This is a genomic window from Tenuifilum sp., from assembly GCF_037481895.1.
Taxonomy (GTDB): domain Bacteria; phylum Bacteroidota; class Bacteroidia; order Bacteroidales; family Tenuifilaceae; genus Tenuifilum; species Tenuifilum osseticum.
On record NZ_JBBFKU010000008.1, the window covers coordinates 24,601 to 51,600 of the forward strand.

The 27,000-nt window shown below is 43.9% G+C and carries 22 protein-coding genes and 1 tRNA gene; 16 read left to right on the forward strand and 7 right to left on the reverse strand.

The genetic code is table 11. The features are described 5' to 3' along the window. Window positions 1-202: 202 nt before the first annotated feature. The 5 genes from ileS to WHS63_RS03690 all read left to right on the forward strand — a co-directional run bounded on the left by ileS (window position 203) and on the right by WHS63_RS03690 (window position 6,263). The gene (ileS, locus tag WHS63_RS03670; RefSeq protein ID WP_445203943.1) at window positions 203-3,646 is read left to right on the forward strand and encodes an isoleucine--tRNA ligase; all 3,444 of its coding nucleotides are present in this window, start codon (window positions 203-205) and stop codon (window positions 3,644-3,646) included. A 55-nt stretch (window positions 3,647-3,701) separates the two neighbouring features. Next, a complete protein-coding gene (locus WHS63_RS03675; protein WP_369489046.1) occupies window positions 3,702-4,079 on the forward strand; it encodes a TraR/DksA family transcriptional regulator in 378 nt (125 codons plus the stop codon). Window positions 4,080-4,168: 89 nt separating this feature from the next. Continuing rightward, window positions 4,169-4,825 carry a lipoprotein signal peptidase gene (locus tag WHS63_RS03680; protein WP_369489045.1) on the forward strand — a complete coding sequence of 219 codons (657 nt, stop codon included), beginning with the start codon at window positions 4,169-4,171 and terminating at the stop codon, window positions 4,823-4,825. A 10-nt stretch (window positions 4,826-4,835) separates the two neighbouring features. After that, entirely contained in the window at window positions 4,836-5,306 is a 471-nt protein-coding gene (locus WHS63_RS03685; RefSeq protein ID WP_445203944.1) for an AIR carboxylase family protein, read from the forward strand. A 9-nt stretch (window positions 5,307-5,315) separates the two neighbouring features. Continuing rightward, a complete protein-coding gene (locus WHS63_RS03690) occupies window positions 5,316-6,263 on the forward strand; it encodes an L-threonylcarbamoyladenylate synthase (protein WP_445203945.1) in 948 nt (315 codons plus the stop codon). A 214-nt stretch (window positions 6,264-6,477) separates the two neighbouring features. Here the strand turns inward: WHS63_RS03690 and WHS63_RS03695 are convergent, their stop codons facing one another. The 6 genes from WHS63_RS03695 to WHS63_RS03720 all read right to left on the reverse strand — a co-directional run bounded on the left by WHS63_RS03695 (window position 6,478) and on the right by WHS63_RS03720 (window position 10,371). After that, a complete protein-coding gene (locus tag WHS63_RS03695; protein WP_445203992.1) occupies window positions 6,478-7,401 on the reverse strand; it encodes an IS256 family transposase, variant Zn-binding type in 924 nt (307 codons plus the stop codon). A 208-nt stretch (window positions 7,402-7,609) separates the two neighbouring features. Then, a complete protein-coding gene (locus WHS63_RS03700; RefSeq protein ID WP_445203946.1) occupies window positions 7,610-8,200 on the reverse strand; it encodes a ComF family protein in 591 nt (196 codons plus the stop codon). 114 nt (window positions 8,201-8,314) lie between these two features. After that, on the reverse strand, window positions 8,315-8,752 hold the full coding sequence (locus WHS63_RS03705; RefSeq protein WP_445203947.1) for a DUF2147 domain-containing protein: 438 nt from the start codon (window positions 8,750-8,752) through the stop codon (window positions 8,315-8,317). Between the two features lie 48 nt (window positions 8,753-8,800). Then, window positions 8,801-9,553, reverse strand: a complete 753-nt coding sequence (locus WHS63_RS03710; protein WP_445203948.1) for a septal ring lytic transglycosylase RlpA family protein — start codon at window positions 9,551-9,553, stop codon at window positions 8,801-8,803. 1 nt (window position 9,554) lies between these two features. Further along, entirely contained in the window at window positions 9,555-10,217 is a 663-nt protein-coding gene (locus WHS63_RS03715; RefSeq protein WP_445203949.1) for a DUF2461 domain-containing protein, read from the reverse strand. An 81-nt stretch (window positions 10,218-10,298) separates the two neighbouring features. After that, window positions 10,299-10,371, reverse strand: a tRNA-Lys gene (locus WHS63_RS03720). Window positions 10,372-10,486: 115 nt separating this feature from the next. On the opposite strand from WHS63_RS03720, the gene rfbB reads away from it, so the two are divergent. From rfbB to WHS63_RS03755, 7 genes are all read left to right on the forward strand, one after another. Further along, window positions 10,487-11,545, forward strand: a complete 1,059-nt coding sequence (rfbB, locus tag WHS63_RS03725) for a dTDP-glucose 4,6-dehydratase (RefSeq protein ID WP_445203950.1) — start codon at window positions 10,487-10,489, stop codon at window positions 11,543-11,545. Window positions 11,546-11,736: 191 nt separating this feature from the next. Next, window positions 11,737-12,183 carry a pyridoxamine 5'-phosphate oxidase family protein gene (locus tag WHS63_RS03730; protein ID WP_369489037.1) on the forward strand — a complete coding sequence of 149 codons (447 nt, stop codon included), beginning with the start codon at window positions 11,737-11,739 and terminating at the stop codon, window positions 12,181-12,183. A gap of 14 nt (window positions 12,184-12,197) precedes the next feature. Continuing rightward, window positions 12,198-13,184 (forward strand): NAD-dependent epimerase/dehydratase family protein, encoded by a 987-nt coding sequence (locus WHS63_RS03735; protein ID WP_445203951.1) that lies wholly within the window; start codon window positions 12,198-12,200, stop codon window positions 13,182-13,184. Window positions 13,185-13,571: 387 nt separating this feature from the next. Continuing rightward, window positions 13,572-14,051: an adenylyltransferase/cytidyltransferase family protein gene (locus WHS63_RS03740; RefSeq protein WP_445203952.1), complete on the forward strand. Its 480-nt coding sequence runs from the start codon at window positions 13,572-13,574 to the stop codon at window positions 14,049-14,051. Further along, window positions 14,052-15,431, forward strand: a complete 1,380-nt coding sequence (gene radA, locus WHS63_RS03745) for a DNA repair protein RadA (RefSeq protein ID WP_369489034.1) — start codon at window positions 14,052-14,054, stop codon at window positions 15,429-15,431. Between the two features lie 11 nt (window positions 15,432-15,442). Further along, window positions 15,443-16,711: an NAD(P)/FAD-dependent oxidoreductase gene (locus WHS63_RS03750; protein ID WP_445203953.1), complete on the forward strand. Its 1,269-nt coding sequence runs from the start codon at window positions 15,443-15,445 to the stop codon at window positions 16,709-16,711. After that, the gene (locus WHS63_RS03755; protein WP_445203954.1) at window positions 16,711-18,303 is read left to right on the forward strand and encodes an ABC transporter ATP-binding protein; all 1,593 of its coding nucleotides are present in this window, start codon (window positions 16,711-16,713) and stop codon (window positions 18,301-18,303) included. Before WHS63_RS03750 ends, WHS63_RS03755 begins: the two co-directional genes overlap by 1 nt. Here the strand turns inward: WHS63_RS03755 and WHS63_RS03760 are convergent. Beyond that, the gene (locus WHS63_RS03760) at window positions 18,300-20,642 is read right to left on the reverse strand and encodes a penicillin-binding protein 1A (RefSeq protein WP_445203955.1); all 2,343 of its coding nucleotides are present in this window, start codon (window positions 20,640-20,642) and stop codon (window positions 18,300-18,302) included. The genes WHS63_RS03755 and WHS63_RS03760 overlap by 4 nt on opposite strands. Window positions 20,643-20,946: 304 nt before the next feature. On the opposite strand from WHS63_RS03760, the gene topA reads away from it, so the two are divergent. The 4 genes from topA to porK all read left to right on the forward strand — a co-directional run bounded on the left by topA (window position 20,947) and on the right by porK (window position 26,999). Beyond that, window positions 20,947-23,274 carry a type I DNA topoisomerase gene (gene topA, locus WHS63_RS03765; protein ID WP_445203956.1) on the forward strand — a complete coding sequence of 776 codons (2,328 nt, stop codon included), beginning with the start codon at window positions 20,947-20,949 and terminating at the stop codon, window positions 23,272-23,274. Between the two features lie 8 nt (window positions 23,275-23,282). Next, on the forward strand, window positions 23,283-24,440 hold the full coding sequence (locus WHS63_RS03770; RefSeq protein ID WP_445203957.1) for an arginase family protein: 1,158 nt from the start codon (window positions 23,283-23,285) through the stop codon (window positions 24,438-24,440). Window positions 24,441-24,665: 225 nt separating this feature from the next. After that, the gene (locus WHS63_RS03775) at window positions 24,666-25,613 is read left to right on the forward strand and encodes a PorP/SprF family type IX secretion system membrane protein (protein WP_445203958.1); all 948 of its coding nucleotides are present in this window, start codon (window positions 24,666-24,668) and stop codon (window positions 25,611-25,613) included. 57 nt (window positions 25,614-25,670) lie between these two features. Next, complete coding sequence (gene porK, locus WHS63_RS03780; RefSeq protein WP_445203959.1) at window positions 25,671-26,999, forward strand: type IX secretion system lipoprotein PorK/GldK; 1,329 nt, start codon at window positions 25,671-25,673, stop codon at window positions 26,997-26,999. Window position 27,000: the final 1 nt, after the last annotated feature.

Here is a 27,000-nt window from a genome sequence, read left to right on the forward strand (position 1 = left end):
TGAGTGGGGAAGCGGTTGATAGTTGTTGGTTGGTAATGAAACTAGCATTCCACAAAAAATCTAACACTAAACACCAAACACGAATAATCCTCCCCTGAATAACTGAACTTAAACTTTTGATTGTCTGAAAAAAACTCTAATTTTGTGAGATTTTTTTGGAAGCGATTATCTACACAGATTTTAGTATTTAACAGCGTTTTATATGGGTAACCTAAAATTTAAAGAGTACAAGGGACTTGATTTGCCTCAAGTGAACAAGGATGTTCTTAAGACCTGGGAGCAGCAGAACACCTTTAGGAAAAGTATAGAAACTCGTAAAGGGCACCCCAAGTTTATTTTTTACGAAGGGCCACCATCAGCCAATGGAATACCCGGCATCCATCACGTAATGGCACGCACCATCAAGGATATTTTTTGTCGATATAAAACCCAAAAAGGATTTTTAGTTGAGCGTAAAGCCGGATGGGATACCCATGGTTTGCCCGTTGAACTTGGCGTTGAAAAAATGCTTGGTATAACCAAGGAGGATATTGGCACCAAAATATCAGTTGAAGAGTACAACAACACCTGTCGTAAGGAGGTAATGAAGTATACCGACCTATGGGAGGACCTTACCCAAAAAATGGGCTACTGGGTCGATATGGACGATCCCTATATCACGTACGACAACCGTTACATTGAATCGCTTTGGTATCTTTTACAAAAGCTTTTTGAGAAAGGTTTACTCTACAAGGGGAAAACCATACAACCATACTCTCCGGCTGCTGGAACCGGTTTAAGCACCCACGAGCTTAACCAGCCCGGATGCTACCGCGATGTTAAGGATACCACTGTGGTAGCACAGTTCAATGTTATCAGGAACGAGAGTAGCCAGTTCCTTTTTGACCTAACCGATACCCCAGATGTATACATACTGGCTTGGACAACCACACCCTGGACTCTACCATCAAACACCGCACTGGCGGTAAATGCCAGCATCAAGTATAGCATCGTTAGAACCTTTAACCCATACAGCGGTGAGCCATTGACAGTTTTACTGGCCAAGGACAGACAGGATTATTACTTTCCGGCAGCAAATGCCGAGCTGTCGTTCAACGATTATCAGCCAGGTGACAAAAAGGTTCCCTTTAAGGTTTTATCGGAGATTGAGGGTTCAAAGCTTGTAGGTATCCGATACCATCAACTATTCCCCTGGGTGAAACCCGAGGGCGACGCCTTCAGGGTGATTGCCGGCGATTTTGTTACTACCGAGGATGGTACCGGTGTGGTTCATATTGCACCAACCTTTGGTGCCGACGACGACCGAGTGGCAAAGGCATCGGGTATTGCTCCGCTAATACTTCGCGACAAGTACCGCAACCCTGAACCCATGGTCGATAGGCGCGGAAGATTTTACCCAATAGAGGACCTCGACCCTGACTTTGTGAAAAGCAACGTAAATGTTAACCTTTACAGGGAGTTTGCCGGTAGGTTTGTTAAAAACGAGTACGATTCTAGTTTGCCTGAGGATGCACCAACACTTGATGTTGACCTTGCAGTTGCCCTAAAAAAGGAAAATAAGGCATTCAGGATTGAAAAACACGTTCACAACTACCCGCACTGCTGGCGCACCGATAAGCCTGTACTCTACTACCCGCTCGATAGCTGGTTTATCCGTGTTACAGCCCTTAAGGATAGGATGATTGAGTTGAACAAGACCATTAACTGGAAACCGGCCAGTACAGGTACCGGGCGATTTGGCAAATGGCTCGAAAATCTGTTGGATTGGAATCTTTCCCGTTCGCGTTTCTGGGGTACACCACTGCCCATCTGGGTTTCAGAAGATCGCAGCGAGATGATTTGTATTGGTTCCGTTGCCCAGCTTAAGGATGAAATAGAAAAGGCTATTAAGGCTGGGTTCATGGATAAGAACCCGTTGGCCAACTACAAGGAGGGTGACTTTAGCAAGGAAAACTATAACAGTTTCGACCTGCATCGCCCATTTGTAGATAATATTGTGCTTGTTTCGCCAAGCGGGAAGCGTATGTTCCGTGAGCCCGACCTAATTGACGTTTGGTTCGACTCTGGAGCTATGCCATACGCTCAAATTCACTACCCCTTTGAGAACAAGGATAATCTTAATGAGTTATTCCCAGCCGATTTTATTGCTGAGGGTGTTGATCAAACCCGTGGCTGGTTCTATACACTCCATGCGCTGTCAACTCTACTTTTCGATTCTGTAGCCTATAAGAATATCGTTTCCAACGGATTGGTGCTTGACAAGAACGGTAACAAGATGAGTAAGCGCCTTGGCAATGCCGTTGACCCGTGGGAGGTAATTGAAAAGTACGGTTCTGATCCCTTACGCTGGTACATGATTACCAATGCACAACCCTGGGACAACCTTAAGTTCGATATTGATGGTGTTGACGAGGTTAAGCGTAAGTTCTTTGGAACCCTTTACAACACCTACTCGTTCTTTGCTCTTTACGCCAATGTGGATGGATTTTCATATGCTGAGGTGGAAATTCCGGTAAGTCAGCGCCCCGAAATTGACCGCTGGATACTTTCGCTGCTTAACAGCCTGGTGAAAGAGGTTGAGGAGGCATACGAGGACTATGAACCTACACGTGCTGGCCGAGCAATTCAGGATTTTGTAATTGAGCAGCTCAGCAACTGGTATGTAAGGCTTAATCGTAAACGCTTCTGGGGTGGCGAGTACGATACCGACAAGATTGCAGCTTTCCAAACCCTTTATACCTGTTTGGAAACAGTAGCCATGCTGGCTGCCCCCATTGCCCCATTCTACATGGATCAGCTGTTCACTGACCTTAACCGTGTTACACATCGCCATTCAGCCGAAAGCGTTCACCTTGCAAACTTCCCAAAATACAACGATGCATTGATTGACAAGAACCTTGAGGAGAAGATGGAAATGGCCCAGTCAATTTGCTCGCTGGTACTTGGATTGCGACGTAAGGTTAACATCAAGGTTCGTCAACCCCTGCAAAAGATCATGATTCCAATTCTTGATGAAAGGTTCAGGGAGCAACTTGCAGCAGTTGAAAACCTCATTCTTAGCGAGGTTAACGTTAAGGAGCTTGAGTACATTAGCGACTCATCGGGGATTCTGGTTAAAAAGATAAAACCGAACTTTAAGACCCTTGGCCCTCGCTACGGAAAGGCAATGAAAGCAATTTCCGAAGCCATCGCCAACATGTCGCAGGAAGATATTGCTGCTTTTGAGCGCAACGGACAGTTCACCATAAAGGCAGCCGAGGGAGATATCAATCTAACCCTTGAGGATGTTGAAATTCTCTCGGAAGATATTCCAGGATGGCTTGTTGCAAACGAAGGACGCTATACGGTTGCACTTGATATTACCATTACCGAGGAGCTTCGCATGGAGGGTATTGCCCGTGAGCTTATCAATAGGGTACAAAACATGCGTAAGGATTCAGGCTTTGAGGTAACCGATAAAATCCGCATCAAAATACAGAAACACGACAAGCTAAACAAGGCCATTGAGGTTCACAAGAGCTATATTTCAACGCAAACCCTTGCCCGTGAAATTATTTTAGTTGATGAGGAACTAAATGGAAATTCTAACGTAATAGAGTTAGACGATGAACTTTCAACTTCTATTTCTGTTGAAAAGATTGAATAGATGAGTTGGTTTTTTACTACAATTTTTTTATATCTTTAGCAAAATTTAAAAAGCCATGGGAGAGAAGACCAGATATTCGGATGAGGAGTTAGCAGAATTCAAGGAAATTATTCTGCAGAAACTCGAAAAGGCACGTAGGGATTACGAAATCCTTAAGAGTGCCATTACCATGGATGAGAGTAACGATACCGAGGATACCTCGCCAACCTTTAAGGTTTTGGAGGAGGGTGCTTCAACCCTATCGAAGGAAGAGGCTGGCCGCTTGGCTCAACGCCAGCTCAAGTTTATCCAACATCTTGAGGCTGCCCTGGTACGTATCGAGAACAAAACCTATGGTATTTGCCGCGAAACCGGCAAACTGATCTCAAAAGAACGTCTACGTGCTGTTCCACACGCAACGCTCAGCATTGAAGCCAAAAATAGTCAACGATAGTTGTAAGTGTTAATATGTATTACTCAGGAAAGCGACCATTTGGTCGCTTTTACTTTTTGTATTAGTTTTACGCCATAAACAGTTGACCTATGAATTTCAATAAGAAACATTTAGCCTTTCTAATAATCCTTCTTATCCTTGTTATTGATCAGGCCCTCAAGGTTTGGATAAAAACCAACTTTGCCATAGGCGATGAGATGAGGGTAATTGGGAACTGGTTCATTCTTCACTTTACTGAAAACCCCGGTATGGCCTTCGGGTTAAAGTTTTGGGGTATTTGGGGTAAAATTGGCTTAAGCATATTCCGTATTGCAGCAATTGTTGCCATTGCATGGTATTTAAATCATCTTATTAAGCAACAGGTAAAAACAGGGATTATAGTAGGCCTGTCGCTCATCCTTGCCGGTGCCATTGGAAATATTATCGATAGCGCATTTTACGGTTATCTGTTCGATAGCGGTACCACCTATAGCTCGGAGTTTAACCAGTGGGTATCGTACTATGGCATATCAAAGCTAAACTTTGGAGGATATGCCGGATTCCTTCAGGGATGTGTGGTTGATATGTTCTACTTCCCTATTATCGATACTGTGCTACCCTCTTGGGTTCCCATTATTGGGGGTGAGCACTTCGTTTTCTTCAGGCCTGTTTTTAACATTGCCGATTCATCCATTACCATCGGGGTGATATACCTGCTGCTGTTTCATCGGCATACTCTGTTTGGGCATCAACATAACCATAAATAATAAATAGATCATGAACCGCAAAGTTGTAATCATTATGGGCTCAAAGGCTGATCTTGATTGGGCCAACCAAATTGTTAACGTGCTAAAGGGTTTTGGAATTGAAACCGTAACACGCATTGCATCGGCCCATAAGGTGCCGCTAAAATGCTATGAGCTGATTAAACATTACGAAAAGGAAAACGTAGTGTTTATAACCATTGCTGGCATGAGCAACGCCTTAAGCGGTTTCACCGATGCTCAAACCCACTGCCCGGTAATTGCCTGCCCACCGTACAGCGATAAGTTTGGTGGAGCCGATGTGTATTCAAGCCTTCGTATGCCATCGGGTGTTGCTCCTCTTACTATTCTTAGCACTGAAAACGCAGCCATTGCTGCCGCAAAAATTATTGGGCTTTCCAATCCCGATATTCAGAAAAAGATTGCTGAATACCAGGAGAAGAAGCGTATTGAACTAGAAGAGGCCGATAAGAATATTCAGTAATTGAAGCTGATGGGAATAGTTGGGGTTGATATCGACCACGCTGCATCAATTATTGCCAACGGGGGAATTGTAGCTTTTCCTACCGAAACGGTTTATGGGTTGGGGGCTAATGCCCTTAACCCCAATGCCGTAGCAAAAGTTTTTGCACTTAAGGAGCGCCCCTCGTTCGATCCCTTAATTGTTCATATTGCTTCAGCTGAAAGCATAACCCTTTTGTCATCATGCAACGACCCCAGAGTATTTCAGCTAGCAGAACGATTCTGGCCAGGCCCACTAACCATAGTTGTTCCCAAAAGTACCGTTGTCCCCGGCATTGTAACCTCCGACCTCGATACAGTTGGCATACGCATGCCAAACCATCCCATTGCCCTGGAGCTTATTAAAAAATCGGGATGTGTAATTGCAGCCCCCAGTGCCAATAAGTTTGGAAGGGTTAGCCCCACACGCGCGGAGCACGTGCTAAAGCAGTTACCTGAGGTGGACTATATTCTTGATGGAGGGAAAACAACCGTTGGAATAGAATCGACAGTAATAACGCTCGACGAGGAAGGTTTTATAATTCTGCGTCATGGTGCAATAACCCATAGCCATTTGGCACAGGTGCTGAAACCTTCAGGTGCCCATAAACCTCTAAAAGGGCTAGCATCGCCCGGACTGCTTAAATCGCACTACAGCCCAAACAAACCACTATACATTGCTGGAGAAACCAGTAAACCCATTGACCCATCGAGGGCGGGATATATTGCCTTTGGGAAAAAACCAGAAGCTAACTACAAACGTGTAGAGTACCTATCGGAAACGGGCGATATGGTTGAAGCGGCAGCGCACCTTTTTGAAAAAATCCACGCCTTTGAGGATTCCGATGTGGAATACATAGTTGCCGATCCTGTTCCTGAGGTAGGCATCGGAATTGCCATTATGGACAGGCTCCGTAAAGCGGCTTACAGGTATAAGTAAAGTTGGGCGTAATGGACAAAATTCAGGCTATTTTTTAGGTAGTTTGTTCTAATGGACATTTTTCAGGCTTTTTATTTTAATGTTTTTTGAGATAAGCAAGTAGTATTAGTAATTTTGTATGTCAGGTAAGCAGAATCAGGCTCTGCTGGAGAGCAACCTGTCAGGAATACCCTGACCGACTGGAATGGTCATAAAGGCTGGCGATCGTCAGCCTTTATTTATTGACTATTCCAAGAGTAAATGCCTTCAAAAACTCATTTATAAACTTTTCTTTTCGTTTGCGGCTTAGCCCGTTATGGTTTCGCAGCTTGTTTTTCAGGGCGGTAAAAGTCCCTTCAAGCTGATTATTAGTGTTGGGCAACCCCAGTTCCATGCTGTCGTACCAGGTAAACAGGTATTGCTTATTTCGCTCTAAACTTTTGTAGGCGCTCCTCAGCCTTTTGTGTACATACCGACTTTTGCCGGTTTCAGGGTTAATAGCTCTTGTATTTATGTACTCTTCCCATTTTGAATGCCACTCGTCAAGTGCACCCCAAAAGCTTTCCTTATCCGTGTGGGGTAGTAGATGAACGATTTCTTTCAGCTCTCTCGATGCCTGAACCTTAGGCTTTCTAGTGATATACCGCATTACAATAGCCACTTGGTGGTACTGGCACATTTGAACGGGGTAGTCCTGCAATGCCTTGAATAAACCTTTTCTCCCATCACATACAATGCCCTTCACCTTTATACCCTGGTTTTCGAGATGCCTTATGCCCGCTACATACTCACTGATGGTCTCGTACTTTACAAACTTCCAGTACAGGTGATGACCCTCCGTATCTTTAAACACCATGACACCAAAATCACGTCCAAAGTAGGTGATATCCATTAAAACAATACTTTCCTTAGGCCTATAGAACTGTTGGGCTACAACTACTTTATCGAGCCGTCGCTGAATGGTTCTTACCGAAACACCATATTTCAATGCCAGTTGGCTGTAGGTTTGTTTGCCTTCGGTGTATTCTAGCCAAAGAACCCGGTTGTCTATCCGGTGCCCTCCTAGAAACTGGCGTTGGCAGTCGTTGCATTTATAGATTTGGATACCATTCCTCGATCCATTTTTCTTCGTCCTTTTCGAACCACAGTAAAAGCAAATTTTTTATTCATGACATTCAAATTCTCCAAAGTTCGATATTTATTGGAGTTAAACACCATGTCAGCCTGAAATATGTCCATTAAGCCTAAAGTTGTTCGTTTATAGTTGATAGTTATTGGTTGATGGTTGATGGTTGATAGTGAACCTAAGCCTTTACCCTTTATCCTATATCCTTAAACCTTGAGCCTTTATCCTTTATCATTAAATCTTAAGTATTAGTTGCATAGGCAAGAGTGCCAATGCTAACTTTAACATTTACAGAATCGATAAGGGTTTGGGTGCAGGTTTCAAGTGTGGCCCCTGTGGTAATAACATCGTCAACCAGCAGGACATGCCCTCCTGCTATTTTTTCGGGGTTGCAGATAGTAAATGCCCCGGCAATATTCTGCATGCGCTCCATGCGCGTTTTCTTGGTTTGGGTTTGGGTATAAATGTTTCTGAGCAAAACATCGGTCACCACCGGAACGCCCATGGCTTCCGATAATCCCCTTGCAATGGCCTCGGCCTGATTGTAACCGCGTTCCTTAAATCGTTTAGGGTGTAGTGGCACAGGGATTATTGCAGTAATTGGCTTATATAGCTCCGAGCTTTTCAGCTCAAGGCCAAACTGCCGACCAAGAAACACGCCAATATCCTCGCGCCCTTGGTATTTTAGCATATGCAATAGCTTACGGTAGCGGCTACCCTTGCGGAAGTAAAAGAATGAGCAAGCATGCTCCACATTCACTCTACCCCAAAAGATTTGCGATACTGGGTTATCGTCCCAGTTCCAGAATCGGGTACGGGGAATATGATACAAACAGGAGGTGCAAAGCACCTCCTCGTATAGCGAAAGACCATCGTGGCAAATGGTGCAAACGTTAGGGTAGAAAAGATTTATAAAATCGTATGCTACACGTTTTACCCCATGTGTTTAGTTGCTTCGGGTCCACTCCACCTCTTTCCCAATGAAAGAGAAACCTATATAACCCTTAACGTGGAGCAAGTTATAGTTACCATCGTCGAACCACATGTAGCACTTGTAGGTTTTTCCCTCCTTGGGGTTATAGATAGTGCCATCAACCCACTGGTTATCCTTGTAAACAAAGCCATCGAGCATTCTTAAACCCATAATTGGCCTACTTTGTAGCTTAGGTTCAGGATTCTTATCGTCAACCTTGGGTTTCCCATCCTTATTGGGTTCCTTAAGCCAGGTAATCTCGCCATAAAATTTTCCCTTGGCATCCTTCTTAATGGTTACCTTGGAATCGCCATACTGTGTAAGCCATGTACCAAGAACCTTGTCCTGGTGTTGTGCCATTGCTGGCACTATTAGCACAATAGCCAATGATAGCAAAAACAGTTTTTTCATAGTAATTTAGGTTGGTTATGAATTTCAATATTAGTAATTTTTTATCAATTATTTAGCCTCAACAATAAAACAGCCCGGATATTTGGTTTGAGCGGATTGTTTTACCTTTTCGGCATCGGAACGGGATGTAAATGGTCCTATGAGTAACTTGAAAAGGCGGTCGTTGTTTACCGGAACAACCTGAACGCAAGTTTTCTTTCCAAACTGCTCCTGAGCATCGGCTAGCAGCAAAAAGATATTGGTTTGCTCCCTGAAGCTACCCAGCTGGACATAGAATCCTTTTTTGGTTTGCTTTTGAACTTCGACCGAGAAATACTCTATCGCTTCGGTAGGTGCAGCTTGTTGGTTGGTTTTAATCTCAACGGTTTGTGAATTGGTAGTTTTCTTACCCCCATCGGTTACTGCCGTTTTCGATACCTCCTCTTGGGAATTATGCTTAATTCCCTGGTTATCTACAACCTCAATTCTAACCCGTGCTATACCCGTACCAATCATCCCTAACCTTTCCGCTACCGATTTGGAAACATCAATTATTCTATCGGGTACAAAAGGGCCCCTATCGTTTACGCGTGCTATGGCCGTTTGGTTGTTATCCAGGTTGGTTATTTTAACCAGCGAACCAAAAGGTATTGATACGTGTGCACAGGTAGCTTTCAGGTGACTGTAGCGTTCACCCGATGCGGTAACCCTTCCTTCAAAATTATCGCCGTAATACGATGCGTTGCCCTCTTGAACATATCCTACCTGAGCATTGATGCATATGGGTAGTAGGGCGATTATTGCTGTAAATAGGCTGCGCATTTTATGGTATGGCTTGATTTAGAAATTTAACCAGTGGACTAAGCGTTTCAAACACTTCAATTGCCCTAAGGTCGAAATCGGGATGAAAGAGTTCATCATCGGTAAAATCGCGTGATGGGGTTATGTGTTTCAACCTGAGAAATAGATCGAGTTCGGGATCGAACTCAAAACCTGCAGGTGTTCGCTTAGCCTGCTCAACTCCCTCCCAGGTAAAGGTTGATTTGAACTTAGGGTTGTTAACTATGGAAAGGAACTCGCTCCTATTTTCAACCATTGCCATGCGTACCGCTTTCATAACAGGCGCAGGGGCCATGTACAAACCTCCCGAAGCAAATGACCCCCCGGGCTGGATATGGATGTAATAGCCACAACCATTGCTTTTTCGGCCACCCGGAGCTATAAAGGCCCCTAAGTTCTCCTTGTAAGGATTTTTGTTAGCGGAAAAGCGAACATCGCGGTAAATACGAAAGATGCAATCGCGTGGTTCAAGTGCACCTATCGATTTATCGAAATGGCTAATACCTGCAATCAGTGTGAACACAAGCCGTTGAAAATCGGTTTGGGCCTGCTCATAATTATTGCGGTTCACCTGAAACCACTCACGGTTATTATTGTTTGAGAGGTTTACAAGAAAATTAATGGTTTCCTTTTGTAGTCCGGGCATGGGGAAAATGGTTTACTAACAAAATTAACAAAATATTTTATGACCCAAATAAAAAAGCCACCCCTGTGGAGTGGCTTGCTGTCGGCTCGGTGGGGATCGAACCCACGACCCCATGATTAAGAGTCACGTGCTCTACCAGCTGAGCTACGAGCCGTTATTTTTGTGGCTGCAAATTTAGTATCTTTTTTAACCAACACAAAATGTCATCCAAAAATTTACTTTCTTTGCAGAAAATATTTGTTAAACACTTGTAAATTCAGGACAAGGAAATGGAACGCAGAACTATTCTAATAACCGGTGGCGCAGGATTCATTGGCTCGCATGTGGTTCGCCGATTTGTAAACAGCTACCCCAACTACCTGATTATCAACTTTGATAAGTTAACCTATGCGGGTAACCTGCAAAACCTTACCGACATTGAGGGCAAGTCCAATTACAAATTTATTAAAGGCGATATAGCCAGCGAGGCCGATGTTGACAAGGTCTTTAGCGAGTATGCCATTGACGGTGTTATCCACCTGGCAGCCGAGTCGCACGTGGACAGGTCGATAACCGACCCCATGGCATTTATCCGTACAAACATACTGGGAACCACCATTCTTCTGAACGCAGCCCGAAAGTTTTGGAATGGCAACTGGGAAGGAAAGCTTTTCTACCACATTTCCACCGATGAGGTTTACGGGAGCCTTGGGGCTGAAGGGTTCTTCACTGAGGAAACCCCCTACGATCCTCGAAGTCCCTACTCCGCTTCAAAGGCATCGTCGGATCATCTGGTAAGGGCCTACAATCACACCTATGGCCTACCCGCTGTAATATCGAATTGCTCCAATAACTACGGGCCAAACCAGTTTCCTGAGAAGCTTATACCACTATCTATCCACAACATAAAAAACAGTAAACCCATCCCAATTTACGGTAAAGGGGAGAATGTTCGCGACTGGCTTTACGTGGAAGATCATGCAGCCGCTATCGATCTGATTTTCCATAAGGCAAAGCCTGGCACAACCTACAATATTGGGGGTAACAACGAGTGGAAGAATATTGACCTCATCAGACTGTTATGTCAAATAATGGACAGGAAACTCGGCAGAGCCCAGGGGGAATCGGAAAAGCTGATAACCTTTGTAAAGGACAGGGCTGGTCATGACTTACGCTACGCCATTGACTCCAGCAAAATTCAGCGCGAGCTGGGCTGGAAGCCATCGCTAACTTTTGATGTGGGCCTGGAAAAAACCGTTGAATGGTACCTGGCCAATGAGCAATGGCTTAACAATGTGGTAAGCGGCGATTACCTGAAATACTACGAGCAGCAGTACGGAGGGCGCTAGGTTAGTGAATAGTAAAAGGGACTTTGGATAATGTGATGAAGTTAAAGGAATGTAAAACGAGAGTCCTTTAAATAAACTCGAACAACAAATAACTACTCCCAAAGGGGCAGGGCAAAGTGTATTTTCACTACCAACTATCAACTACCAACTATCAACTAAATTTTTTACCTTTGCTTGATTAAAAGTTTATCATGGCCGAAAAACCCGATAGCAGGATTGTTGAGTTTATCAACGAGCATCATGTTTTAACGCTGGCTACAAGCTTCAACGAGGAACCCTGGTGCGCTAACTGTTTCTATGTTTACATGGAAGATGAAAACAGTCTTGTGTTTACTTCCGATTTCGACACCAAGCACATCCAACAGGCCAGTCATAATATCTATGTTGCGGGGACAATTGTGCTTGAAACAAGCATCATTGGCAAAATCCAGGGAGTGCAGTTTCAGGGAATAATATCACAACCGCAAGGCGAACTGCACGAGAGAGCCAAGAAGGCTTACCTTAAGCGTTTTCCAATTGCCATGCTAATGGAAACCCACCTATGGGTTGTTGACCTTACCTACTTAAAGATGACCGATAACCGGTTAGGGTTTGGTAAAAAGCTAATTTGGTCAAAGGACCTATCGTTCCAGAAATAAATTCACCCTACAGTATGATACTTGTAACTGGTGCTACAGGACTCGTAGGTGCTCATTTGCTTTATGAGCTGTGTTCACGTGGGCACAAGGTTAGAGCTACCCGAAGGGCAAACTCAAAAACGCATTTTGTAGAGTGGGTTTTTTCACTATACACCGCTAATTCTTCGGACTTACTAAATCTGATTGAATGGGTTGATGCTGAGGTGTTAGATTACCAATCGTTGGTTGAGGCTACAAAGGGCGTATCAACAGTTTTTCATACAGCCGCTACGGTCTCGTTTAGCCCATCGCAGGAGCAGAACATACTTGCCACCAATGTTCGTGGGACTGCTAATGTTGTGGATGCCTGTCTTGTGAATGGGGTTAAAACGTTGTGCCACGTTAGCTCCATTGCAGCCCTAGGCGAAAGGAACGACTTGGGAGTAATTGATGAGAGCTGCAAGTGGCAAAAAAGTAAGGGACAGAGTGCCTATGCCCGAAGTAAGTTTTTAGGTGAAAACGAGGTTTGGCGTGGTTTTGAACAGGGGTTAAGAGTGGTAATAGTTAATCCTTCAGTAATTCTCGGTCCCGGACGTTGGAATTCGGGTAGTGGACAGCTGTTCAGCATAGTATCGAAAGGGATGCCATTTTATACCGATGGCGTAACCGGTTATGTTGATGTTCGCGATGTGGCAAAAGCCATGGTCTTTCTTACTCTAAACACCGAGGTTAGCGGAGAACGATTTGTTCTTAATTCAGAAAACCTTGGCTTCAGGGAACTTTTTACCTTAATCGCTAATGTTTCCAACAATAAAAAACCTTTTATAAAGATACCTTTGACATTAATACATGTTCTTTACCCGCTGATTTTCATTCTTACAGCCGGAAGAATATCAAAAAGTAACCTCAAATCGGCATTTACAAAATCGTACTACTCATCCGATAAAATTAAAGCACTTGGTTTTACATTCACACCCATTACCCAAACGGTTCAGCTAATGGCTGAGGCGAAAAAAAGTTAAAAATGAGAATGCTGGGGTCATGAATTCACCATCAACGAACAGCTAAATCTTTCATCCTGAGCCTCATGTCTCGCCTTTGCGGGGAGCGAAGGATTTCAGTGAAGGGTAAAAGTGAAAAAGAGCAAAGAGATGCTTCGGCGAGCTCAGCAGGACAGAGAGATGTTTCAGAGTAGTCTATCCCAATACTTCAGGACGGGTCACGGGTCAACTTTTAGCCTTTATCCTTTAGCCTTTATCCTTTAACCTTTATCCTTCCTTCCCGCTTTCCGTCAAACCCTCTTTTTGTCTGCAATCAAACGCTAAACGCTAAATACCAAACTTGATTTTCACCCATTATCTCTGAAAATTTGTATTTTTACTTGCTTAAATCTTTAAACGTTTTGCTTTATGGATAAAAGAGAAATTCTTTCGAAAAAAATACTTAGTGGTGTAGAGTACGACCGAATGGTAGCATTTTGGAACTTTAAATCGCGTTCGGTAGTAGCCCTTTATGGCACCTTTGATGTTTTTCACCCTTCAGTTTTTGACCTAATCACCTTTGCCTCTGAGTTAGGTCAGGAGTTGGCAGTAGGCGTTAAGCCCGATGCCGATGTTAAGGCAGAAAAAGGCGAAAAATTTCCAATTTATAATCAGGATCAACGGGCTGCAATGGTTTCGGCGCATCAGTTAGTTTCAGCAGTGCATATTTGCAATGAAGGGGTTGAAGATTTCCTCCGCAGGACAAAACCTGCTGTGGCAGTATGCTGTGCGCATGCATCCGATACCGATAAGAAAGCCCTTGAGGTGGTTAAGGAGTGGGGAGGCCGTGTCGAGATTTTCACGGGTAGCACCACCAGTATCGACGATATCATTTCAAAGTATAAGTAGGTGGCTAAAACCAAGAGCGTTTACGTTTGCCAGAATTGCGGGGCCGAGTCGGTAAAATGGCTGGGACGTTGCCCCTCATGCAATGAGTGGAACACCTTTGTAGAGGAGCGGATAACCAAGGAATCCAAAAGCCGACCAGGACTGGTAGAGGTTTCCCGCAATGCAATACCAAAGCCCTTAAAGGAGATTGAAACTAGCAATGAGAAGCGCATCGATACCCGCATAGGCGAGCTAAATCGAATACTAGGAGGGGGAATTGTTCCTGGTTCAATTGTTTTGCTGGGAGGTGAACCGGGCATAGGAAAATCAACTTTAGCTTTGCAGCTTGCCCTGGGTATGGATCACCAAAAGGTGCTTTACGTTTCAGGCGAGGAGAGCGCCCGTCAGGTGAAAATCCGTGCCGATAGGATTAACCCTGCCAATCAGGATTGCCTAATCCTGAACGAAACGCTTTTGGAGAATATACTCACCCAGATTGAGAATGTTCAGCCCGATTTAATTGTTATTGACTCCATTCAAACCCTTTACACCGATACAATAGAGTCGTCGCCGGGAAGTGTTTCGCAGATTCGCGAAACGGCTGCCACGCTATTGCGTTACGCAAAAACATCGGGTGTTCCCGTCATACTTATTGGTCACATAACCAAGGATGGTAGCATAGCTGGCCCCAAGGTGCTGGAGCATATTGTTGATGTGGTATTACAGTTTGAGGGCGATCAGAACTACCTTTACCGAATCTTACGTTCATCAAAGAATCGGTTTGGTTCAACATCGGAGATTGGGATTTTTGAGATGCAAAACAATGGCTTGGTTGAGGTAACCAATCCATCGGAGATACTACTATCGCATCGCGATGAGCAGCTTAGCGGCATTGCAGTTGCCGCTACAATCGATGGTGCAAGACCATTTCTAATTGAGACTCAGGCGCTGGTTAGCACAGCGGTTTACGGTACACCTCAGCGATCCACCACAGGCTTTGACCAGCGAAGGCTTAACATGCTTTTGGCTGTTCTTGAGCGTCGCGCAGGTTTTAGGCTTGCCAACAAGGATGTTTTCCTGAACATTGCCGGAGGGCTTAAGGTTAGCGATCCGGCTATTGACCTTGCTGTTATTGCAGCCATACTATCGTCAACGCTCGATGTTGCAATACCTGGCACAACATGCTTTGCTGCGGAGGTTGGCCTTTCCGGCGAAATTCGCCCGGTGAACCGCCTCGACCAACGCGTAGCTGAGGCCAATAAGCTAGGGATGACTCGCATGTTTGTATCGCGCTACAATACCAAAGGGCTCGATAATGGTAATAAAAACTGTAAGATTATACCAATCGGGAGAATTGAGGAGTTAATTCGACTCTTATTTGGACGGGAATCCGTGGACTAAAAATAATTGATATGAGAATTGCGGTTATCGGTTTTGGGGCAGCAGCCATCGGGTTGCTCGAGAAGTTAAAGAATAGCAACCACGAGGTGCACGTTTTTGAGAAAAGCAACGATATCTACTCGTCCAGCATATCGGGCATACGTGCCGATGGAAAGCTATTCGTATCAACCGAGATGGGAGGTGAAATTTATATTGATCCCTTGCTGCAACGTAGGTTTGTTGAGTACTACATCAATTTTACGGATAAGCGTGAGGTTGAAACCGGCAACTCATTCGCATCGGAGGATTACTACCGTAAATTCTACGAAAAAGGATTTCTACCCATATCATCGCAATTCTTCCACATTGGAACCGATCAGCTCAAGGAGGTTCTCTTCAATATCTACGAGCAATTTTGCAAATCAGCCAATATACACTTTCATTTTAGCACTGAGGTAACTGAGGTAAAAGAGCAACCTGATGGTGTAATAGTTAACGGAACCGATCGGTTCGATATGGCGGTTATAGCGGTTGGTAGGAGTGGGCACAAGCTGATTAATAGAACCATCTCGGAATATCCACAGCTTATAAAGAATAATACTAAGGTTGATTTGGGTATTCGCTACGAGTTACCCAATCACATTGTGGATGAAATAAACCGTGAGATGTATGAATTCAAGGTGAAATATAAAAGCCGTACCGGTTACATGGTTCGTACGTTCTGCAACAACCCATCGGGGTTTGTGGTTACTGAGAACTATGGCGATTTCACCACGGTTAACGGTCATGCCAAGATGCGCGAAAAGAGCGGGAATACCAACTTTGCCATTCTGGCATCGCTTGTGCTAACCGAACCGTTCAACGATCCCATTGGCTATGGCTCTTACATTGCTAAGCTATCGAACCTTTTGGCGGGTGAGGGGAAAGTAATACTACAAACCTACAGCCACTTTAAGGAATCCAAACGCACTAAAAACCTTTACAGGGTTCATCCAACCCTTGAGCCCGAAAAATACATTTTGGGTGATATAAACCTTGCATTCCCACGTAGGATCATTGAGAGTATAATTGATTTCATTGAAAATCTTAACACGGTCATTCCCGGGGTGGCCAATAACGACAATCTGGTATATGCTCCCGAAATAAAGTTCTACTCCAATAGGCTAAATAACCAGGTTTCGGCAAGGTTGAAATTTATTGGCGATTGCTCAGGGGCAACCCGTTCCATAATCTATGCAACTGCACATGGCTACCTGATGGCCGAGGCCATTGAGTCCAACAATTTTAATGTTGATATCTGATGCTAAAGATATCTGATCTCACAGTATCGTTTTCTGGCAATCCGGTAGTTTCAGGGATAAACTTTAGCTTGATGCCCGGCGAAATACTTGGATTTGTTGGCGAATCGGGATCGGGAAAATCGGTAACATCGTTAGCCCTTATGGGGCTGCTGCCACCCAATGCAAAAGTGGAAGGTGGTTCAGCGCTTTTTAGCACTGAAAATGGACAGGTCGATCTACTAAAAGTTGATAGTAAAACGCATCGGCAAATCAGGGGACAAGGCATTGCAATGATTTTTCAGGAACCCCAAACCAGCCTTAACCCTTCCATGATATGTGGTAAGCAAATATCGGAGGCTGTTGAGCTACATACCAATCTTAGGGGTGCAAAGGCTAAAGAGCGATGCTTACAGTTGCTTGCGGAAATGCAATTAACCGATCCTGCTAAGGTTTATAGCAGCTATCCGCACCAGCTTAGCGGAGGTCAAAAGCAAAGGGTTATGATAGCCATGGCACTTGCGGGTAACCCCCGTATCCTTATTGCCGACGAGCCAACCACCGCACTCGACGTTACCGTTCAAAAGAGCATCTTACAGCTACTGAAGGATATTCGCCAAAGGCATCAAATAGGCATTATCTTCATCACTCATGATTTGTCAGTAGTTGCTGAGGTTGCCGATAGAATTATGGTTATGCAGCAAGGACAAATTGTTGAGCAGGGTACTGTAACCGAAATTTTTAACAATCCTACACATCCATACACCCGTCGGCTTATTGAGTTCCGTAAACGGATAAATCAACCTATTAATGCAACAGCTGGTGTCACAAATGAGCCTGAACCCATTTTCCGTGTAAATTCAATCAATGTAGAATACGGTAGCAATAGCTGGTTTAAAAGGGGCTTTAAGGCAATTAGCAATGTTTCATTTACTTTATTTAAAGGCGAAACATTAGGTCTGGTGGGCGAGTCGGGTTCTGGTAAAAGTACCCTTGGTCGTACTTTGCTAAAATTAATCGAAACCCAAAGCGGAACCATTGAATACAATGGGAAACCATTGAGCAGCCTAAAAGGGAGCAATCTGCTTAATTTTCGACGCGAGGTTCAGCTAATTTTTCAGGACCCATACTCATCGCTAAATCCGAGGCTAACCATAGGCCAGGCCCTAATGGAGCCTTTTATCTATCATGGTTTAGGAGGTAAAAGGGAGGCACGGAAGGCGGTTGAGGAATTACTTCAAATGGTTAGCTTGCCAGCTGACAGTATTAATCGCTACCCTCACGAGTTCTCCGGGGGACAAAGGCAAAGGATTGTTATTGCTCGTGCACTGGTTCTTAAACCAAAAATTTTGGTTTGCGATGAGATCCTTTCAGCGCTTGATGTATCAACTCAGGCCCAGATGCTTGATTTACTTCAGGAGCTAAAAAAGGGAATGGGGTTAACCTACCTTTTTATTTCCCACGACTTATCGGTAGTGCGGAGTATTTGTTCAAGGGTAATAGTTTTAAATAGAGGCAGTATCGAAGAACAAGGACCTGCCGAGGAGATATTTAGCAGGCCCCAAAGTGTATATACGCAGCTGCTTATCGATGCAATTCCAGGGAAATCGCTTTAGTAGATTTCTATTTCGTTTATTTCGTAATTAGTTTCATTTTCACAGTTAATGCTTATATTGCCCGGCAGTATTGGTCTTTGCCAATCGTCGTTGGACGATATACCTAGCGAGGGGTCAGCATAAACCTTTTGCATAAACAACCCAAATATAGGGAGAGCCATGTTAGCCCCCTGTCCTAAGGCGAGGTTCTGGAAGTGAACCGAACGGTCCTCGGCACCCGTCCAAACTCCTGCAACAAGATTTGGGGTTACGCCCATAAACCAACCGTCAGAGTGATGCTGGGTTGTTCCGGTTTTTCCACCAATCTTTCCGGGCAGCTGATACTTCAACCGCAAGCGAACCCCTGTACCCTGGTTTACTACACTTTCAAGCAGGTTTATCATGAGGTATGCTGTTTGCTCACTTATGGCTTCGTTTTTCTTGGTGTTAAAGGTTGCCAGTACATTCCCGTTTTTATCCTCAATGCGCGTTACAAATATTGGTTCCACCTGAACACCTTTATTCACATAAGTTCCATATGCACCTACCATTTCATAAAGGCTGAACTCAAATGTGCCAAGTATTATTGAGGGAACAGGTTCAATGTAGCTCTTTATACCAAGTTGATGAATCATTTCCACCACAGCGCTTGGTGCAAACTGCTTCATGATCCATGCAGAGATGTTGTTAACCGAGTTGGATAAGCCCCATTTTAGTGTGACCATTTGGCCATCGTACTTGGTGCTACCCGAGTTTTTGGGCGCCCAAATGGTATCGCCCACCACAAAGGTTTGTGTAACATTGGGTACCTTGGTGCAGGGCGAATATCCTTCCTGCATGGCTAAGGTATAAAGGAATGGTTTGATGGTTGAACCAACCTGTCGTTTCCCCTGCCGTACCATGTCATACTTAAAGTGCTTAAAATCAGGGCCACCAACGTAGGCTTTTACATGACCGTTATGCGGATCCATTGCCATAAAACTTGAACGCAGGAATCGCTTGTAGTACCTTATGGAGTCTAGGGGCGACATAACGGTATCGCGCTCGCCTTTCCATGAAAACACCCGCATGGGTATTTTCTCATTAAAGTTATCCATTATGCTATCGCGCGAAGCACCTGAGGCAACAAGACCCCTATACCTTTGCGTTTGCCGCATTGCAAGGTAAATTATATGATCGGCCTGTTCGGGAGTAATATCGTAAAAGATTTTTCCTCCGCGAGCCTTAATCTCCTTATCAAGCGCCGGTTGGAGGTCGTTTTTAAGATGCTCGGCAAGCGCCTCTTCGGCATACCTTTGCATGCGCGAGTTAACGGTGGTGTATATCTTCAGCCCATCAGTGTAAACATTGTAGGGTGTGCCATCGGGCTTGGTGTTCTTATTGCACCATCCGTAAAGGGGATTAGTTTCCCAAAGCAGGGAATCTTCCCTATAAAGCTGCTGTGACCAGTAGCGCTTGGGATTGGGCTTTGATGCAGTCATGAACAATCGCAACATCTCCCTGAAGTAGGTAGCAGTTCCCTGGTTATGGTCCTGTGCTTGATATTTAAGTACAATGGGCAGTTTTGATATGGAATCGAACTGCTCTTGATTTATGTAACCGTATTTAAGCATTTGCCCAAGCACAACATTTCTGCGTTGTTTTGCATTTTCTGGGTTGCGCACTGGGCTGTACCGGGTAGGTGCATTAACCACACCCACAAGTAGGGCAGCCTGATCAATGGTTAGTGAGTCGGGAGTTGTATCAAAAAATGTTTTAGCCGCTGCTTTAATGCCAAACGAGTTACTGCCAAACTCCACCACGTTAAGGTACATGGCAGCAATCTCCTTCTTGGTGTAGTTTCGCTCTAGTTTTACAGCAGTTATCCACTCCTTAAATTTGGTTATTACCAGTTTGGCTGTTCTTACAAATACGTTCTGTTTACTCGAAATATCACGAGGGAAAAGGTTTTTGGCAAGCTGTTGGGTAATGGTACTACCCCCTCCGGCTGAGCGTTGGGCAAAAAGAACGGTTTTGAACATTACGCGACCTAGCCCCTTAAAGTCGATACCGCTATGGTTATGGAATCGTACATCTTCAGTGGCAATCAGTGCATTAATCACATTGGGCGAAATCTCATTGTAATCAACAAAACTTCGGTATTCCTTGTAAATGTTGCCTAGTACTATGTTATCCTCGGATATTACCTCCGAGGCTACGTTGCTTTTGGGGTTTTCGAGTTCCCTAAAGGTTGGCAATGGTCCAAAGAACTCCAACCCAATCAGGATAAATATTGTAACAACAAAAAGGAAGCCGAATGCCAATGCTCCCCAAAACCAGGTTTTGAATTTTTTAATCGTTGTAGGATCGTTTAGTTTCATCCTTACAAAATATTTTGAGTTAATAATGATAATTTTTTTAGGCGATTAACCTTTAGTTCAATATAATCGGGAACTTTATGGGTTTCGGTTTGTGTCAGTCAAACATATAGCAATTCGGCGTAAAGTTAGTAAAATATGAATGCAAAATTGTACAACTTTTTTATGGAGATAATGTAAACACAATAAATTCAACTAGTAAACTAACAGTTAATGAAAAATTTAAAGTTCAATTCACTAACATAATTTTGTTCAAACCGTATCAATTTCTTTACTTTGTGCCAACCTAACGTAATATATATAAGGTATGATACCTAACCTGGTTATAGTAGAGTCGCCCGCCAAAGCTAAAACTATAGAAAAGTTTTTGGGGAAAGATTTTGTTGTAAAGTCGAGTTTTGGCCATATACGCGACCTGTCAAAGAACAAGCTTGGTGTTGATTTAAAAAAGAACTATAAGCCACAGTACATAGTTAGCGACGATAAGAAAAAGGTGGTTGATGAGCTGAAAAAGGCTGCAGAACAGGCCCAAACGGTATGGCTAGCCTCCGATGAAGACCGTGAAGGGGAAGCCATTGCCTGGCATCTGGCCGAGGTGCTTAAGCTCGATCCTAAAAAAACTAAACGCATAGTTTTTCATGAAATCACCAAGAACGCCATTCAGCAGGCCATTCAAAACCCCCGTTCCATTGACGAGAACCTTGTCAACTCCCAGCAAGCGCGTAGGGTTTTGGATAGACTGGTAGGGTTTGAGATATCGCCTATACTTTGGAAAAAGGTAAAACCTGCACTCTCGGCAGGCCGTGTACAATCGGTTGCACTTAGGCTCATTGTGGAGCGTGAGAGGGAAATCATCAATTTTAAGAGCACTTCATTCTATAAGGTTATTGCCGATTTCGATGCCCAAACTCCCTTTAAAGCAGAGCTATCGGATAAGTTAAACACCATTGATGAGGCAAGAAAATTCCTGGAGCATTGTAAGGATGCAACTTTTAAAGTACTCGATGTAGTTAAAAAACCTGCCAAGAAATCGCCGCCTCCTCCATTTACCACATCAACGCTTCAGCAGGAAGCTAGCCGTAAATACGGCTTTTCGGTTTCCCAAACCATGACCCTTGCCCAGAAACTCTATGAGGCCGGTTACATTACCTACATGCGTACCGACTCAGTAAACCTTTCCGACCTGGCCTTAGCCACCTCCCGCGAGGTAGTACTTAAGGAGTTCGGCGAAAAATACTCACATACCCGCCAGTACAAAACCAAAACCAAGGGAGCACAGGAAGCACATGAGGCAATCCGACCCACATATATCGATAAGGAAAAGGTACCTGGAACTACTGCAGAGCAAAAGCTGTACGATTTGATCAGGAAACGAACACTTGCCTCGCAAATGAGCGATGCTCAACTTGAGCGCACCACCATAACCATTGAGGTTTCCGGGTCAAAGTACCAATTTGTTGCCTCTGGCGAGGTTATCATTTTCGATGGTTTCCTTAAAGCTTACAGCGAATCATCGGACGATGATAGCGAGGAGGCAAGCAGGGATCTTTTACCTCTTGTAAAGGTTGGCCAAGCCCTACAACCTAAGCAGATTAACGCCCTGGAACGATTCACACAACGTCCTGCTAGGTATACTGAGGCTAGTTTGGTAAAGAAACTTGAAGAGCTTGGAATTGGACGGCCTTCAACCTATGCTCCTACCATTTCAACTATAATTGCCAGAGGTTACGTGATTAAGGAGGATAGGCCAGGGGTTGAACGTCCATACCAAAGCATTACCCTTAAACAGGGTAAAATTACCCAAACCCAAAAGGTTGAGGTTACTGGAGCTGAAAAGGCAAAGCTTTTTCCCAGCGATATAGGAATTGTGGTTAACGATTTTCTGGTGGAGTACTTTCCCAATATTGTTAACTATAACTTCACTGCCCAGGTTGAGGAGAAGTTCGATGAGATTGCGATGGGGAAGATGGAATGGACCAAAATGATTGATGAGTTCTATAAGCCGTTCCACGATACCGTTAAGAAAACCGAAAAGGAGTCGGATTACACCAAAGGGGAGAGGGTTTTAGGAACCGACCCGGCAACTGGAAAAACTGTTAGCGTTCGGATTGGCCGGTATGGCCCTGTTGTTCAGCTTGGCGATAACGACCCCAATAGTAAGGAAAAACCTCAGTATGCAAGCTTGCTAAAGGGGCAATTGGTTTCAACAATAACCCTTGAGGAGGCTTTGTCCTTATTTAAACTCCCGCGTACACTTGGTAGCTTTGAGGGTAAAGAGGTGGTGGTTGCAGTTGGCCGGTTTGGCCCATACGTTCGGCACGAGGGGAAATTTTACTCCCTCAAAAAGGATGATAACCCTTTAGCTATCGATTTAACTAGAGCCATTGAAATTATTGAAGAGGGTAGGTTGAAAGAAAAACAAAGGGTAATCAAGACTTTTACTGAGGACCCCGAACTTATGGTTCTTAATGGTCGTTGGGGGCCATATATCTCAAAGGCAAAAAGTAACTATAAAATTCCCAAAGGGACTAACGCATCGGAGTTAACCTACCACGACTGCCTCAAAATAATTGAAGAATCTGAAAAGAAGGAAACTACGGGCAAGAAAACTACAAAAACCACTAAAAAGAAATAGAGTACCATATGCTAGCAAATGAGCTTACAGCATACCTAGTTCCTTCCGATGTAACGGGATTTTACCCTTTTGCTGAAAAAAAGTATTGTTTTGGCAACCAGGTGATAAACCTACATGACCACCCCGATTCCCCAATCCGCCCTGGCGATATCTTTATTGTAGGTATAGAGTCGTTGGATTCACAGTCCGTATCCAACGATATTCGTCAAATGCTTTGGGGGCTTAGCTCCATTCATTACTCAAAGGGGAAAGTGTTTGATGCTGGTAATATTTCTGCAACTCTTACGTTAGCCCAGCAGTATCAAGTTGTGGAGTCAATTTCGGCAATTATTGCCGAATCAAAGGCGCATCTCATTCTTTTAGGTGGCTCACAGGAATTCCTATCAAAGGCTTATACTGGTTGGAAGCAAAGTCAGAGCTTCATCCGAATGGCCATTATTGATAGTAAAATTGATTGGGATGGAAACAACAACGATTTTCATCAGGATAACTTTGTTAACACATTGATTGATGAGCCCTACGAGAAGTTGCTCGATTTAAGTTTTATTGGCATTCAGGGATACTTTACTCCACAGCACATCCTACAAAAGGTTTTGCGCCGTAAGCATGATTATATCAGGTTAGGCAACCTGCGCGGAAATATCCGTGAGGCAGAACCCACACTGTCCGATGCAAGTCTGGTTAGCATTGATATGGCAGCCATTCGCGCTTCCGATGCCCCTGGAAAAGCATTTGATAATCCCAATGGACTCTATGCTGAGGAGATTTGTATGCTTTCCCGTTATGCCGGCATTGGACAGAGTAGTAAATTTCTTGGAATTTGCGGATTAAAAGCTAATGTCCCCGAACAAACAATTATGCTTGCCGCACAGGTACTTTGGCACTATATTGAGGGTGTTTCCCATCGCAGGGTTGAAAATCCCATTAAAAACTTACCCCATAATAAAAAGTATGTAGTAAGTACCGAGGTTCAAAATGTTGAAATGATCTTTTTTAGAAGTGAACTTTCCGAGAATTGGTGGTTTGAGTTACCTGTAAATAGTAAAAAGAAACTTTTGCGAGGAAAATTATTAGTGCGGTGCAATGCATCGGATTATTCACAGGCAAGTAATGGCGAGATCCCTCAACGTTGGTTGCGTTGGTATCAAAAAGCTCAAAAAATCTAATTTAACCAGGAACTCATTGGTTTACATTTTTCAATACTAAATCCAATATTTTGGAACGTTCAAAAAAAAATCTGCTTAAAAGGTAACCCCTACAGGCAAAAGCAGGTATAAAGCATTACTGTTACTTTTGTTAACATATTTTGTTAATAAATTTGTATGAATTTAAAATTTTTACTTACTTTACTTTTCGGTTCATATAGGCAAACTAATTTTTAAAAGCTACCAATGAGAGTATTTGGAAACCTTGTATTTGCCACTACACTAAGCGTTTTGCTGTCGTCCCATGCTTTCGGACAGCAAGACCCTCAGTTCAATCAAATACTCTTTAACCCGTTAACTATAAATCCAGGATACGCTGGAAGTCAGAACAACATGATAGGGGTTGGGGCCATCAGCCGCATCCAGTGGGCAGGTTTTGGCGATGGTGCACCCTTAAGCAATGCGTTAGGCATAAATGCTCCAATATCGCCCTTCGGATTCAAGAGCGGTGTTGGGTTAAGTATCCTGAACGATAGCTATGGATTTAATAATGACCTTGGCATTAACATTGCCTATGCTGCCCGTTTTAAATTTAAATTGATTAATGGCGATTTAGGATTTGGGGTTGGTGCTGGGTTTGTAAATAATAAGCTCGACCCAAAATGGAATTACCCCGTTGGTGGTGGCGATGAGGCAATTCCTGATCAAAAGGAAAGTTCAATCAACTTTGACCTTAGCGCAGGGTTATACTACAGTACGGAATACATGTTTTTTGGGTTCTCAGCGCTACACCTGAACGAAACCAAAACTAATAAAGCAGCATTACCTGCACGGTATACCCGTCAGTACTACTTAACTGGTGGATATATTGTTAATTTTCCAAACCCCACATGGCAGTTTGAGCCTTCAGTAATTGTTCACAGCGATTTAAAATCGAGTAAATTATCGCTTAATACAATTGTTCGGTACAATAAAAAGGTATGGGGTGGCGTTTCTTACCGTGTGGGCGAGGCGATTACTGGCTTGGTTGGTTTTGAACTTTTTAATGGTATTAAGTTTGGGTATGCTTATGAATTTAGTACCAGTAAAATTAGTAAGTACAACAACGGTTCTCACGAGTTTTACATGGGGTATAACTTCCAGCTAAATAAGGAAAAGCCACCCCAACAGTATAAAAGTTTGAGATTTTTGTAACATATTTTTACAATTGAACGAAAAAAATTACGTTATTTGCTTAATAAACGATGCCTTATGAAAAAATTTCTCTCCATAGGTATTTTGGCGTCCCTACTTTATGGTTGTGGACCTGGTAATACTGGCGAGTTAACGGGTGTTCCAGGACGTAGAAGCTTCTCCGAGCCAACACCGCTGGGAATGGTGTTCATTCCCATGGGTTCATTTACTCTGGGTAGCAATGATCAGGATGTTGCCTGGGCAATTAATGCTCCTACCAAAACGGTCTCGGTTGATGCTTTCTGGATGGATCAAACTGAAATTACTAATAACCAGTACCGGCAGTTTGTTTACTATGTTCGCGACTCCATTGCACGTCGCCTACTTGGTGAAATAAACGATGAGTTCCTAATCACAGAGGACCAGTTCGGTAACCCTCTGGATCCTCCTGTTCTCAACTGGGAAGTTCCAATTGATATGGAAGATGAGGAGCAACGCGAAGCCCTCAATGCCCTATACTATTCCAAGGAGGATGAATTCTTTGGACGGAAAGAGGTTGATACCCGTAAACTATTCTTCGAGTATTACTGGATTGATATTAAGCAAGCAGCTCAAAAACGCAACCGCTATAACTACGAAACCCTCAGTTACGACCAGGGTGAGGTTATAAACAGCCTAGGAGAGAAGGTTAAGGTTGATAACCGCCAGAGCTTTATCATGCGCGATAAGGTAAACGTTTACCCCGATACTCTTTGTTGGGTAGCCGATTTTACCTATGCGTTCAATGAACCTTACACCAATAGTTACTTCTGGCATCCTGCATTCGACAATTACCCTGTTGTTGGCGTTACATGGAAACAGGCAACAGCCTTCTGTATTTGGAGGACCCAAACACTCAATAAGTTTCTTGCCCCTGAAGGTATTACCATTCAGGATTACCGCTTGCCTACCGAAGCTGAATGGGAGTATGCTGCCCGTGGTAATTTGAACCACAGTATGTATCCTTGGGGCGGTCCCTACACCCGTAACATGGAGGGATGCTTCCTGGCCAACTTCAAACCCCTCCGTGGTAACTATGTTGACGACGGTGGTTTAATACCAATCCCCGTTGGCACTTATGAACCAAATGATTATGGACTATACGATATGGCTGGAAACGTTGCTGAGTGGACAGCCAACGCCTACGATGAAAGTGCATACTCTTTTATGCACGATATGAACCCCGATTATAAGTACAACACTAAACCATCCGATCTACCAGCGCTAAAACGTAAGGTGGTTCGTGGCGGTTCGTGGAAAGATATTAGCTTCTTCCTTCAGGTTGGTTCACGTACCTACGAGTATCAGGACTCAGCCAAGTCTTATATTGGTTTCCGTTGCGTTCGTTCGTACCTCGGAGCTAAGTAGA